This is a genomic window from Streptomyces sp. NPDC005962, from assembly GCF_040629205.1.
GTDB lineage: Bacteria > Actinomycetota > Actinomycetes > Streptomycetales > Streptomycetaceae > Streptomyces.
The window spans coordinates 135,101-148,018 of record NZ_JBEXVE010000015.1 but is presented as its reverse complement, the minus strand read 5'-3'; the positions used below and the strand labels follow the sequence as shown (position 1 = coordinate 148,018).

Annotated in this window: 10 protein-coding genes and 1 pseudogene; 6 read left to right on the top strand and 5 right to left on the bottom strand. The window is 74.9% G+C overall.

What is annotated here, in order from left to right:
• The first annotated feature begins 144 nt into the window (after window positions 1-144).
• From ABZ370_RS24835 to ABZ370_RS24825, 3 genes are read left to right on the top strand one after another with little or no spacing between them, the layout of a single operon-like run.
• Window positions 145-912, top strand: a complete 768-nt coding sequence (locus tag ABZ370_RS24835; RefSeq protein WP_358624793.1) for a 5-oxoprolinase subunit PxpA — start codon at window positions 145-147, stop codon at window positions 910-912.
• A complete protein-coding gene (locus ABZ370_RS24830) occupies window positions 909-1,586 on the top strand; it encodes an allophanate hydrolase subunit 1 (protein ID WP_358624791.1) in 678 nt (225 codons plus the stop codon). The genes ABZ370_RS24835 and ABZ370_RS24830 overlap by 4 nt, the downstream gene beginning before the upstream one ends.
• The gene (locus ABZ370_RS24825; RefSeq protein ID WP_358624788.1) at window positions 1,583-2,485 is read left to right on the top strand and encodes a biotin-dependent carboxyltransferase family protein; all 903 of its coding nucleotides are present in this window, start codon (window positions 1,583-1,585) and stop codon (window positions 2,483-2,485) included. Before ABZ370_RS24830 ends, ABZ370_RS24825 begins: the two co-directional genes overlap by 4 nt.
• Here the strand turns inward: ABZ370_RS24825 and ABZ370_RS24820 are convergent.
• Together ABZ370_RS24820 and ABZ370_RS24815 are read right to left on the bottom strand one after the other, a co-directional pair.
• Entirely contained in the window at window positions 2,452-2,748 is a 297-nt protein-coding gene (locus tag ABZ370_RS24820; RefSeq protein ID WP_358624785.1) for a CDGSH iron-sulfur domain-containing protein, read from the bottom strand. The two genes, ABZ370_RS24825 and ABZ370_RS24820, sit on opposite strands and share 34 nt — an antisense overlap.
• Before the next feature lie 4 nt (window positions 2,749-2,752).
• Window positions 2,753-3,433, bottom strand: coding sequence for a HemK2/MTQ2 family protein methyltransferase (locus tag ABZ370_RS24815; RefSeq protein WP_358624782.1), 681 nt, complete (start codon window positions 3,431-3,433; stop codon window positions 2,753-2,755).
• Window positions 3,434-3,573: 140 nt separating this feature from the next.
• Between ABZ370_RS24815 and ABZ370_RS24810 the strand changes: the two genes are divergently transcribed.
• Entirely contained in the window at window positions 3,574-5,166 is a 1,593-nt protein-coding gene (locus ABZ370_RS24810; RefSeq protein ID WP_358624780.1) for an FAD-dependent oxidoreductase, read from the top strand.
• Window positions 5,163-6,197 carry an iron-containing redox enzyme family protein gene (locus ABZ370_RS24805; protein ID WP_358624778.1) on the top strand — a complete coding sequence of 345 codons (1,035 nt, stop codon included), beginning with the start codon at window positions 5,163-5,165 and terminating at the stop codon, window positions 6,195-6,197. The genes ABZ370_RS24810 and ABZ370_RS24805 overlap by 4 nt, the downstream gene beginning before the upstream one ends.
• Window positions 6,198-6,256: 59 nt before the next feature.
• On the opposite strand, the pseudogene ABZ370_RS24800 reads toward ABZ370_RS24805, so the two are convergent.
• Window positions 6,257-6,505, bottom strand: a pseudogene (locus ABZ370_RS24800) (WhiB family transcriptional regulator); the annotation flags it as partial.
• Between the two features lie 330 nt (window positions 6,506-6,835).
• On the opposite strand from ABZ370_RS24800, the gene ABZ370_RS24795 reads away from it, so the two are divergent.
• Entirely contained in the window at window positions 6,836-7,978 is a 1,143-nt protein-coding gene (locus ABZ370_RS24795; protein WP_358624776.1) for an NAD(P)/FAD-dependent oxidoreductase, read from the top strand.
• 9 nt (window positions 7,979-7,987) lie between these two features.
• Here ABZ370_RS24795 and ABZ370_RS24790 read toward each other — a convergent pair whose 3' ends face one another.
• Window positions 7,988-11,638: a hydantoinase B/oxoprolinase family protein gene (locus ABZ370_RS24790; protein ID WP_358624774.1), complete on the bottom strand. Its 3,651-nt coding sequence runs from the start codon at window positions 11,636-11,638 to the stop codon at window positions 7,988-7,990.
• Entirely contained in the window at window positions 11,635-12,504 is an 870-nt protein-coding gene (locus ABZ370_RS24785; protein WP_358624771.1) for an SGNH/GDSL hydrolase family protein, read from the bottom strand. Before ABZ370_RS24785 ends, ABZ370_RS24790 begins: the two co-directional genes overlap by 4 nt.
• Between the last annotated feature and the right edge of the window lie 414 nt (window positions 12,505-12,918).

The following is a 12,918-nucleotide window of genomic DNA, read 5'->3' as shown; positions in this document are numbered from 1 at the left end:
TTTGCCACGCCATCTCCCCTTTGGTCGGTTTGCTCGGTTCGCTGGTTTTCGTTCGTCCCGCTATGGCGAGAAGTGAAGCCCAGAATCAGGAAGGCGACAACAACTTCTTGTCGGATCGTTCAACGATCGCTAGCTTGTGATGTCATGGCGAACCCGACGATCGACCTCAACGCCGACCTCGGCGAGGGCTTCGGCCGCTGGCAGCTCACCGACGACGACGCCCTGCTGTCCATCGTCACCAGCGCCAACGTCGCCTGCGGCTTCCACGCGGGCGACCCCTCGACCATGCGCCGGGTCTGCGCGCTGGCCGCCGAGCGCGGCGTCCGCATCGGGGCGCAGGTCTCCTACCGCGACCTCGCGGGCTTCGGGCGACGCGCCATGGACGTACCGCCGCGCGAGCTGGCCGACGAGATCGCTTATCAGATCGGCGCGTTGGAGATCTTCGCCCGGGCGGCCGGGGCGCGGGTGGCCTACGTCAAACCGCACGGCGCGCTCTACAACCGCTGTGTGCACGACGCGGCGCAGGCCGCCGCCGTGGCCGAGGGGGTACGGCTGGCGGCGGGCGGGCCGCTGCCGGTGCTGGGCCTGCCCGGCTCCCGGCTGCACGAGGCGGCGCGGGCGGCCGGGCTGCCGGTGATCGTCGAGGCCTTCGCCGACCGCGCGTACACCGCCGCGGGCACCCTGGTTCCGCGCGGTGAGCCCGGCGCCGTCGTCTCCGATCCCGACACCGTCGTCAAGCGCGCCCTCGGCTTCGCCCGCGACCAGGCCGTCACCTCGGTCGACGGGCAGCGGATCGACGTCGAGGTGCGCTCCCTGTGCCTGCACGGCGACACCCCCGGCGCCGCCGAACTCGCCCACCGGGTACGGCGCGAGCTGACCGGCGCGGGGGTGCGCGTGGCGGCGTTCGCATGAGCGCCGGGCCGGGCGTGAGCTGTCTGCCGGTCGGCGACCACGGGCTGCTCCTGGAAGTGGGCACCGGTGAGGCCGTGGAGGCCCTGCACGCCGAACTGCTGCGCCGCGCGGCCGCCGGTACGCTGCCCGCCGTCGGTGAGATCGTCCCCGCCGCGCGCACCGTGCTGCTGGACGGCGTCGCCGATCCGGCCGGTCTGGCCGCCGAGCTGAAGCGCTGGGAGATACCGCCGCCGGTCCGCGGCGACGAGGAGGCCGTGGAGGTCGCCGTCCGCTACGACGGGCCGGACCTGGCGGACGTCGCCGGGCTGTGGGGCGTCACGCCCCAGGAGGTGGCCCGGATTCACTCCGGCACCGCGTTCCGGGTGGCGTTCAGCGGTTTCGCCCCCGGCTTCGGCTATCTGACGGGGCTACCCGAGCGCTTCCACGTACCGCGCCGCGCCACCCCCCGGACCCGGGTCCCGGTCGGCGCGGTCGCCCTCGCGGGCCCGTACACCGGCGTCTATCCGCGCTCCTCCCCCGGCGGCTGGCAGCTCATCGGGACGACGGACGCGGTGCTGTGGGACACCGCGCGGGAACCGGCGGCGCTCTTCGTCCCCGGGACCCGGGTGCGTTTCGTGCCCGTCCCGGGGGAGCGGTTCGTGCCCGCCCCGGGCGAGCGGGGGGACGCGCCGTGACGGACAGCGCATTCTCGGTGGTGCGGGCGGGCGCGCTCACCACCGTCCAGGACCTCGGCCGGACGGGCCACGCCCATCTCGGCGTGCCCCGGTCCGGCGCGCTCGACCAGCCCGCCCACCGGCTCGCCAACCGGCTGGCCGGGAACCCGGACGGCGCCGCGACCCTGGAGACCACGCTGACCGGCTGTGCCGTACGGCTGCGCCGCGCGGCCACGGTGGTGGTCACCGGCGCGCCCTGCCCGGTCGCCGTCGACGGCCGTCCCGCCGCCTGGGGGGCACCGGTGCGGGTACCGGCGGGCGCCGTGCTGGAGGCCGGGGCGGCGACCCACGGCGTGCGCTCCTACGTGGCGTTCGACGGCGGGGTGCACGCCGACCCGGTGCTCGGCAGCCGCGCCACCGACGTCCTGTCCGGACTCGGCCCGGCGCCGCTCGCCGACGGCGCGGTCCTGCGGCTCGGCACCCCGTACGGACCGGCGCCGGGCGCGGATTGCGCACCCTTGAGGAACGTCGTAACGGAGCTGGTGCTTCCGGTGGTGCTCGGGCCGCGCGACGACTGGTTCACCGCCACCGGGCTGCGTACCCTCACCACCGGCCGCTTCCGGGTCTCGGCCGCGAGCAACCGGATCGGGCTGCGCACCGAGGGCCCCGCGCTGGAGCGCGCCCTGGAGGGCGAGCTGCCCAGCGAGGGCATGGTGCTCGGCGCGCTCCAGGTGCCGCCCGACGGCCGCCCGGTGCTCTTCCTCGCCGACCATCCGACGACCGGCGGGTATCCCGTGGTGGGCGTCGTCCCGGAACCGTGCCTGGCCGCCGCGGCCCAGGCCGCCCCCGGCACCCCGGTGCGGTTCGCCCCGCTGCGCCGCCCGGGTCAGCCGTCCGCGGGGCGGACGTCCCGGATGTAGCCACCCCGGGCGGAGCCGTCCCCGGTGGGCCCGCCCCGGGTGGAGCCGTCTCCCGTACAGCCATCCCGGGTACGGGCCGGGCGGCGGTGACTGGTGTCGCACCACGGGTAGCGGCCGCTGCGGCCGCAGGCGCAGACCGCCACCATCACCCGGTCGGAGCGGACCGTACTGCCGTCGTCCAGGACGACCTCCACCGGGCCCTCGACCAGCACCGGGCCCTCCGGATCGACGAGGACGCGCCGCGCCGAGGCCGACGCGGGCACCGGCTCATCTGGAACAGCTGCTGCACTCGGTCGTACGGATGGCACGGATCACCACCAGCTCCTCCTTGTCGTCCCCCGGCCCGATCAGCCCCCGGGCGGCCAGCCAGCTGCTGCGGCGCAGCAGCACCGGCCCGAACGGGACGACGCGGCGCGCGGTCACGTCCACGTGCAGCCCCTGCTCGGCCAGCCGCTCCAGCGTCGTCCCGACGCCGCTCAGCGCGGACTGGACGAGCAGCAGCACTCCCCGTGGGCGCAGCAGCCCCGGTATCCGGGCGCACAGCCGGTCCAGCGCCGCCCGGCCGTCCGGCCCGGCGTTCCAGGCGCGAGCGCCTCCGGCGCGCTCGAAGGGGCCGCCGCGGCGCGCGGGTACGTAGGGCGGGTTGGCCAGGACGACGTCGAAGCGCCGCCCGGAGGCCACGGACGCCAGGCCACCGAGGCGTACCCGGACCGGCTCGCCGCTGAGCCGGGCGTTCACCCAGGCCGCCAGCACCGCCCGCGCCGAGACGTCGACCGCCTCGACGCCCACGGCTCCGCAGCGCGCGGCGAGCAGCGCCAGCGCGCCGGTGCCCGTGCCGATGTCCAGCACCTGGGCGCCCACCATGGCGGGCTCACGGCACACCGCCTCGGCCAGCAGGGCGGTGTCGTCCTGCGGTGCGTACACCCCGGGAGGCGCGATCAGTCGCATCCGTCCCAGGTACCTCATCCGCACCGGACGAAACCGGCAGGTCGAATCGGTCCGATCGGGCCCGCTGCGTCGGCCGGGCGTTCGGGGGCACTCGGCAGGTCCCGAGGAGCGCCGGAAGAGCGGCGGCAGAGGAGCGGTAGATGACGAGTCTTCCCACCGGGTTCGCGCCCGCCTCGTACTGGATGGAGTCGGCCCCGGGCCCCGCGTATCCGGCGCTGGAGCCCGGGCCCGGGCGTGCCGTGCCCGAGGTCGAGGTCGCCGTCGTGGGCGGCGGCGTCGCGGGGATCTGCACGGCCTGGGAGCTGGCGCGGGCCGGGCGCCGGGTGGCGCTGATCGAGGCGGACCGGCTGGCCGCGGGGGCGACCGGCCACACCACGGCCAAGCTCTCCGCCCTGCAGGGCCTCGCCTACCAGGACATCAGCGCCGCGCGCGGTACGGAGGCGGCGCGGCTGTACGCGGCGTCCCAGGCCGACGCGGTGGACCGGGTCGGCCGGGTCGCCGCCGAGCTGGGCGTCGACTGCGATCTGGAGCGGGCTCCGGCGTACACCTACGCCGAGGGCGAGGAGGCTTTGGACGCGGTGCGGGCCGAGGCGGAGGCGGCCTCGGCGGCCGGTCTGGACGCTTCGTTCACGACGGAGACGGATCTGCCCTTCCCCGTAGCGGGCGCGGTCCGGGTCGCCGATCAGGCCCAGTTCCACCCCCGGAAATTCCTGCTGGCCCTCGCCGCGGACCTGGTCGCGCGCGGCGGCCGGATCTATGAGAACTCGCGGGTCATGAGCCTGGGCGAGGGCCATCCCTGCCGCCTCACCACCGACCGCGGAGCGCGGGTGCGGGCCCGCGAGGTCGTGGTCACCACCGCCTACCCGATCTTCGACCGGGCGCTGCTCTTCCCCCGGCTGACAGTGCGGCGCGAGCTGGTCGTCGCCTCTGTGCTGCCGGACGAGCGCGCCCCGCGCGGTATGTACCTCACGCCCGAGGACGGCACCCGGTCGGTCCGTACCGCGCCCTACGGGGACGGCCGGCGGCTGCTCATCGTCACCGGGGAGAAGTTCACGCCCGGGGTGGGCGGTGTCGAGGAGCGCTACGAACGGCTGATCTCCTGGACGCGACAGCGCTTCCCGGGCGCCGAGCCCGCGTTCCGCTGGGCCGCGCAGGACAACTGGACCACCGACCACGTGCCGTACGTGGGCCCGCTGCACCCCGCCGCCCGGCACGCGTACGTGGCGACCGGCTTCGCCGGATGGGGCATGACCGGCGGCGTGCTCACCGGACGGCTGCTGGCCGGGCGGCTGACGGGCGAGCCGCCGCCGTGGACGGACCTCTACGATCCGCGGCGGCTGAACCCGCTGCGCGAGGCCCCGGCGCTGCTCCGGCGGCAGGGCGAGGTGGCGCGGCACTTCTTCGGCGACCGGATCTCCGGGGACGGCGCGGACGCGGTCCGCGACATTCCGCCGGGCGGCGGCGCGGTCGTCCGCACCGGGGCGGGGCAGCGCGCCGTGCACCGCGACGAGGCGGGCGCGCCGCACGCCCTGTCCGCGCGCTGCACCCATCTGGGGTGTCTGGTGCGGTTCAACGACGCCGAGCGGACCTGGGAATGCCCGTGCCACGGCTCCCGGTTCGCCGTCGACGGCAGCGTGCTGCAGGGCCCGGCGACGCACCCGCTGGAGCGGTACGACGACCCCGGTGACGGGCGGGACGGGCAGGACAGGCCGAACGGGGCTGGTCGGCGGTGACGACCGCCGCCCGGAACGCGGCCGCGCACGCCGGGCCCGCGACGGCGGGCGCGCCCCCACTGCCTCAGGCGCGCGGCCCGCTGTCCACGGCGGTCCGCACCGCCCTGCTCCGGCCCCCGCCACCGGCCGCACTGCCGGGGGCGGGGGACGCCGAACCGTTCGGCGAGGACCTCCAGCTCGCGCTGTATCTCGCGTACGAACTCCACTACCGCGGCTTCGCGGACGTCGACGAGGCCTGGGAGTGGCAGCCGGATCTGCTGCGGCTGCGGGCCGCGCTGGAGGACCGGTTCCTCGGCGCGCTGCGCGAGGCCGTGCCCGGTGGCGCGGATGTCGCCGGTGAGCTGGACGCGCTGCTGGCCGAACCGCCGGACGCACGCGGCGTCGGCCACCACCTCAAAAGCCGCGGCACCTGGGGGCAGTTGCGCGAATATCTGGCGCACCGCTCGCTGTACCAGCTGAAGGAGGCCGACCCGCAGGCGTGGCTGATCCCCCGGCTGACGGGCCAGCCCAAGGCGTCGCTGGTGGCGGTGGAGTTCGACGAGTTCGGCGCGGGCCACGGCGACCGGACGCACGCCCGGCTGTTCGCCGACGCGATGGCGGGGGCGGGTCTCGACCCGGCCTACGGCCGCTACCTGGACCCGGCGCCCGCCGAGACGCTCGCCACCGTCAACCTGATGTCGCTGCTCGGCCTGCACCGCTCACTGCGCGGCGCGACGGCCGGGCACTTCGCCACCCTGGAGATCACCTCGTCCCCCGGGGCCCGGCGGCTGGCCCGGGCGCTGGAGCGGCTCGGCGCCGAACCCCGGTGCGTACGGTTCTTCACCGAGCACATCGAGGCCGACGCCGTGCACGAGCAGCTGATGCGCCGTGACGTCATCGGCGGCTTCCTCGCCCAGGAGCCTGAGCAGGCCCCGGCCGTCGTCTTCGGCGTCCAGGCCACCGGCTACCTGGACGCGCGCTGGTCGGACCGCCTGCTCGGGGCGTGGGCGGCCGGTCGCCCGTCCCTGCGCCTGCCGCTGTGCGACGGCTGACCGCCGCGCGGCGGTGCGCCCCAGGACTGACCGCCGCCCGGCCCACCGCCCGGCGACGATGCCCCGCTCGCCTGCCGCCGCTCCCGGCGGCGCAGCGCCCGGCGCTCCTCCTCGTCGGTACCGCCCCACACGCCGTGGGTCACACCGGAGTCCAGCGCGTAGGCGAGACACTGGTTGATCACCGGGCAGCGGTGGCAGACCTCCTTGGCCAGGGCCTGCTGCGCCTGGGCCGCGGGTCCGGCCGACCCCACCGGGAAGAACAGCTCGGGGTCCTCGTCCACGCATGCCGCGCTCTGCCACCACTCCATGACTACCCCTTCTATGCTGCTTTGCGGTGAATTCCCGCCCTCGCCGACGCGGGCATGACACATCCAACGAGTGGTCATGGGCACGAAGCCGACCCCCGCGCACGAGGCTTGACGGGCTTGATAGAAGTCGGGTTTCCCACCCCGGCGGCCGCAAACGGGGTTGATCGCGCCAATGAACCCTGCTATTCGTGCGCCTTCTCGTACGCGCCCGATACGCGGTGTCGGTGACATATCGGTGCTGTCGGTCCGATGTCGGCCGGGCCTGGAACCTTTCGAGGAGATCCGGCCGGGTGTCCATCCGGCAGGCGTGCGACAACGCGAGGAATCACCATGACCCTTCACGTCACGATCATCGGCGCCGGACTCGGCGGGCTGACCCTCGCCCGCGTCCTCCACGTCCATGGCATCCCGGCCACGGTCTACGAGGCGGAGGCCTCACCGACGGCGCGGGCGCAGGGCGGGATGCTCGACATCCACGACTACAACGGCCAACCGGCTTTGCGGGCGGCAGGCCTGATCGAAGAGTTCCGCGGCCTCATCCTGGAGGGCCGCGAGGCGATGCGGCTGGTCGACCGGGACGGGGCCGTCCTGTTCGACCAGCCCGACGACGGCACGGGCGGACGCCCCGAGGTACAGCGGGGCGAGCTGCGGCAGATCCTGCTCGACTCGCTCCCGGCCGGTACCGTCCGGTGGGGCCGTAAGGTCAGCGGTACCCGTGCCCTCGGCGAGGGCCGCCACGAGGTGACCTTCGCCGACGGCACCACCGTCGCCACGAGCCTGCTGGTCGGCGCGGACGGCGCGTGGTCACGGGTCCGGCCGCTGCTCTCCGACGCCACACCCGAGTACACCGGCATGTCGAGCGTCGAGACCTACCTGTTCGACGCCGACACCCGGCACCCGGCCAGCGCGAAAGCGGTCGGCGGCGGGGCGCTGTTCACGCTCGCGCCGGGCAAGGGGCTTCTGGCTCACCGGGAGAGGGGCGACACCCTGCACACCTACGTGATGCTCGCCCAGCCGCGGGACTGGTTCGCGAACATCGACTTCACCGATTCCGCCGCGGCCGCCGCGCGGATCGCCGAGGAGTTCGAGGGCTGGGCACCGGAACTCACCGCGCTGATCGTCGACGGTGACACCGCACCGGCCCTGCGGCCCCTCTACGCCCTGCCCATCGGGCACCGGTGGGACCGGGTGCCGGGGGTGACCCTGCTCGGGGACGCCGCGCATCTCTCGGCCCCGAACGGCGAGGGCGCCAACCTGGCCATGTACGACGGCGCCGAACTCGGCCGGGCCCTCGCCGCGCACCCCGACGACATCGAAGTCGCCCTCGCGAAGTACGAGCAGGCCATGTTCCCCCGCGGCGCCGAAGCCGCCTCCGAAGGCACCCGACTACACGAGTTGCTCTACGGCGACGACACACCTCACGGCCTGATCACCGCGTTCACCGCGTTCACCGAGGACGAGCAGACGCCATGAGCCCCCGGCTCAACGGCCCTGCGCGTCCGGCACCGGGCCGTAACCGCCGCCGCCCGGGGTGTGCACGACGAGGACGTCGTCCGGGCCGACGTCGGCCGCGTCGCAGCCGCTCAGCCGGTCCACCGAGCCGTCGGCGCGCTCGATCAGGTTGGCGCCGAGCGCGCCCGGCGCGCCGCCCGCCATGCCGTACGGGGCGACCCGGCGGTGGCCGGTGAGCAGGGCCACCGTCATCGGCTCCAGGAAGCGGATGCGGCGGGTGACGCCGTGGCCGCCGCGCCAGCGGCCGCGGCCCCCGCTGTCCGGCCGTACCGCGAAGCTCTCCACCCGGACCGGATAGCGCCACTCCAGCACTTCGGGGTCGGTGAGCCGGGAGTTGGTCATATGGGTCTGCACGGCGTCGGCGCCGTCGAAGCCGTCGCCCGCGCCCGAGCCGCCGGCCACCGTCTCGTAGTACTGGACGCGGTCGTTGCCGAAGGTGACGTTGTTCATCGTGCCGGAGCCCTCGGCCTGGACGCCGAGCGCCGCGTAGAGGGCGCCGGTGACGGCCTGGGAGGTCTCCACGTTTCCGGCGACCGTGGCGGCCGGGTACTCCGGGGCCAGCATCGAGCCCTCGGGGATGCGGACCTCCAGGGGCTTCAGGCAGCCGCTGTTGAGCGGGATGTCGTCGGCGACCAGGGTGCGGAAGACGTAGAGCACGGCGGCCATCACCACCGAGCTGGGCGCGTTGGCGTTGCCCGGCTGTTGGGACGACGTACCGGCGAAGTCCAGGACGGCGCCGCGGCCGGGGCGGTCGACGGTGACGGTGACGCGGATGACGGCCCCGCTGTCCGTCTCGTAGCGGTACGAGCCGTCCCGGAGGGCGCCGACGATACGGCGTACGGATTCCTCGGCGTTGTCCTGCACGTGGCCCATATAGGCGTGCACGACGTCCAGGCCGAACTGGGCGATCATCCGGCGCAGTTCCTGGATGCCCTTCTCGTTGGCGGCGATCTGGGCGCGCAGGTCGGCGAGGTTGGCGTCGGGGGCGCGGGAGGGGTACGGACCGGCGGTCAGCAGCTCGCGCGTCTCGCGCTCGCGCAGCGCGCCGTCCCGCACCAGCAGCCAGTTGTCGAAGAGGACGCCCTCCTCCTCGATGGTGCGGCTGAAGGCGGGCATGGAGCCGGGGGTGATGCCGCCGATCTCGGCGTGGTGGCCGCGCGAGGCGACCAGGAACAGCAGCTCCGCCCCCTCTTCCTCGAAGACGGGGGTGACGACGGTGACGTCCGGGAGGTGGGTGCCGCCGTGGTACGGGTCGTTGATGGCGTAGACGTCCCCGGGGCGCATCGCGTCCCCGTTGCGCCGCAGCACCTCCTTGATGGACTCGCCCATCGAGCCCAGATGCACCGGGATGTGGGGGGCGTTGGCGATCAGGTTGCCGTCGGCGTCGAACAGGGCACAGGAGAAGTCCAGCCGCTCCTTGATGTTGACGGAGTGGGCGGTGTTCTCCAGGCGCAGGCCCATCTGTTCGGCGATGGCCATGAAGAGGCTGTTGAAGACCTCCAGCATCACCGGGTCCACCCCGGTCCCGACGGCCGTCCCGCGCGGCCGGGGCCGGACCCGGGTGAGCAGCAGATGGCCGCGGTCGCCCCGGGCCGCCTGCCAGCCCGGGTCGACGACGGTGGTGGCGTCGTCCTCGGCGATGACCGCGGGGCCGGTGACGGTGTCCCCGGGGCGCATCCCGGCGCGTTCGTACAGCTCCGTGCGCTGCCAGCGGCCCTCGGTGAACATCTCCACGGTCGCCACCGCCGCCAAGCCGCCCTCCCTGGGCGGCCGTTCCACGGCGTGGCCGCCCGCCGGGCCCGCCGCGCCGACCGCCTCCACCGACACCGACTCCACGACGAGCGGCTTGTCCATGGTGAAGGCGTAGCGCGTGCGGTGCTCCGTGACGAACGCGGCGGTCATGGCGGGGGCGGAGTCCAGCGGGACGGGGAGGGCGGCGTCGGTGCCCGCGTACCGCAGCTGGACCCGGGCCGTGGTCCGCACGCTCTCCCCGGGAACGCCGTCGGCCAGCAGCTCCTCGCGCGTCCGCCCGGCCAGCCGCGCGCACAGGTCGCGCACGTCCGGCAGCGACTCCTCGCTCAGCTCCCGCTCCACGGCCTGCTCGCGCATCGCGGTGGCGTCGGCGACCCCGATGCCGTACGCGGAGAGCACCCCGGCCAGCGGCGGCACGATGACCGTGCCGATGCCGAGGGCGTCCGCGACCGCGCACGCGTGCTGGCCGCCCGCGCCGCCGAAGCTGGTGAGCGCGTAGCGGGTGACGTCGTGGCCGCGCTGCACGGAGATCTTCTTGACCGCGTTGGCCATGTTGAGCACCGCGATGTCCAGGAAGCCCGCCGCGACCTCCTCCGGGCCGCGCCGGTCGCCGGTCGCCTCCGCGATCTCCTCGGCGAGGCGTGCGAAGCGCTCCCGGACCACCTCCGCGTCCAGCCGCTGGTCGGCGTGCGGGCCGAAGACGGCCGGGAAGTGGGCGGCCTGGACGCGGCCCAGCATGACGTTGGCGTCGGTCACGGTCAGCGGGCCGCCGCGCCGGTAGCAGGCCGGGCCGGGGACGGCGCCGGCCGAGCCCGGGCCGACGCGGTAGCGGCGCCCGTCGAAGTGGAGCACCGAGCCGCCGCCCGCCGCGACGGTGTGGATGTTCATCATGGGCGCGCGCATCCGCACCCCGGCGACCTCGGTACCGAAGACCCGCTCGAACTCGCCCGCGTAGTGCGACACGTCGGTGGAGGTGCCGCCCATGTCGAAGCCGATGACCTTGTCGTAACGGTCGTGACCACCAGGCCCGGCCTGCCCGCCGCTACCGGCCTCGGCCGAGGAACGCACCATGCCCACCACGCCGCCCGCGGGCCCGGACAGCACCGCGTCCTTGCCCCGGAAGTGCGCGGCCTCCCGCAACCCGCCGTTGGACTGCATGAACATCAGCCGGATGCCGCGCAGCTCGGCGGCCACGTCCTCGACGTAGCGGCGCAGGATCGGCGAGAGGTACGCGTCGACGACGGTGGTGTCGCCGCGCGGCACCAGCTTCATCAGCGGGCTCACCTCGTGCGAACAGCTCACCTGGGTGAAGCCGAGACCGCGCGCCGCGTCGCCCACCGCGCGCTCGTGCGCGGCGTACCGGTAGCCGTGCGTCAGGACGACCGCGGCGCTGCGGAAGCCGTCGCGGTGGGCGGCGCGCAGCGCCTCCGTGGCGGCGCCGAGGTCCAGGGGGCGTACGACGGCGCCGTGCGCGTCCACCCGCTCGGGCACCTCGATCACCCGGTCGTACAGCGCCTCCGGCAGCACGATCCGGCGGTCGAACAGCCGCGGCCGGTTCTGGTACGCGATGCGCAGCGCGTCCCGGAAACCGGCCGTGACGACGAGCACCGTGGGCTCGCCCGCGCGCTCCAGCAGGGCGTTGGTCGCGACGGTCGTGCCCATCTTGACGACGGCGATCCGGTCGGCCGGAACCGGCTCCTCCGGCCCGAGCCCCAGCGTCTGCCGGATACCGGCGACGGCCGCGTCCATGGTGCGCTCGGGATGGTGGGACAGGAGCTTACGGGTGACCAGGCGGCCGTCCGGGCGCTTCCCGACGACGTCCGTGAAGGTACCGCCACGGTCGATCCAGAATTCCCAGCGACCCGTCATCCCGCCATTGTCGCAGCGTGCGGGGGTGCCGGGGCTTCCAGCCGCGGCAACGAGGCGAGCGCGGCGAGCGCCGCCCGCCGTTCCTGCCCGTCGAGCAGCTGTCCGGTCCCGCGCACCCGGTGGCGGACCTCCTGCGCCGCCAGCGCGAGGAGTCCGGGCAACAGATCGGTGCACCGGTCCACGACCCAGCGGGTGCCCCTGGTCGCCATCCACCAGGCGCTCGCGGCAGGCGAGGGCGCCCGGCCGTCGAGCGTGGTGGACGGCGGGTCGCCCATGGCGATGCCGCGGGCCGTGAGCGCGGTGTGGAACTCCCGTGCCAGCAGCCGGTGCCCCAGCTCGCTCGGGTGCAGCCGGTCCACGCTCCACGCCTCGCGGTCCGTGACCCAGCCGTGCTCGGTCAGCTCCACATGCACCGCGCCGTACCGCCCGGACAGCGCGTGCACCACCGTGTTGACGGCCCGCATACGGCGCCCCAGCGGCCGGGCGAGCGCGGTCGGCAGCCCCAGCATCCGGCCCGGGTCGGGCAGGCACGCGGTGAGCACCACGGTCCCGTCGGCGCGCAGCGCGCCGATCGTCGCGTCCAGGGCCTCGGCGACGTGGCGGATGTCGAAGGTGTCGCGCAGGGTGTCGTTCATGCCGACCACGACGGACGCGAGACGCGGCCGGGCCCGGCGGGCGGCGGTCAGCTGCTCCCCGGCCACGTCGGCGGCGAGCGCGCCGCTGCGGGCGACGTTGACGAAGTCCACGGCCTCCCCACCCGCCCCCGCCAGCAACGCCGCCCATCCACGCCACCCACCCCCGGCCACGGGGTCCCCGACCCCCTCGGTGAGCGAGTCCCCGAGCGCGAAGAACCGAGTGGTGGGCACAGCAACGGAAACACCCCCCGCACCGGTCATGACCGCAGCACCCCCAAGGGCTCCCACCCGCCGAACCGACGCGGCAGACCCGGCCGGGCAGGCGACAGGAGCGGCCGATGCGCGCAACCCCGCGCCCGGGACCGCGGCGTAGGGCGTGACGGCTACGGCATCGCGGTCGGCTACGGGCGCAGCGCAAGCCGAAGCGCCGTGCGACGAACCGGCCGCCGGAGCAGCCACCGGATCGCCGGACGCGGCAGAACCGGCCGGGCAGGCAACCGGAGCGGCCGGTACGGGCAACCCCGCGCCCGGGACCGCGGCGTAGGGCGTGACGGCTACGGCATCGCGGTCGGCTACGGGCGCAGTGCAGACCGGAGCGCCCAACACAACGGGCGACGGCCCAGCCACATCGTCGACCGATACCCC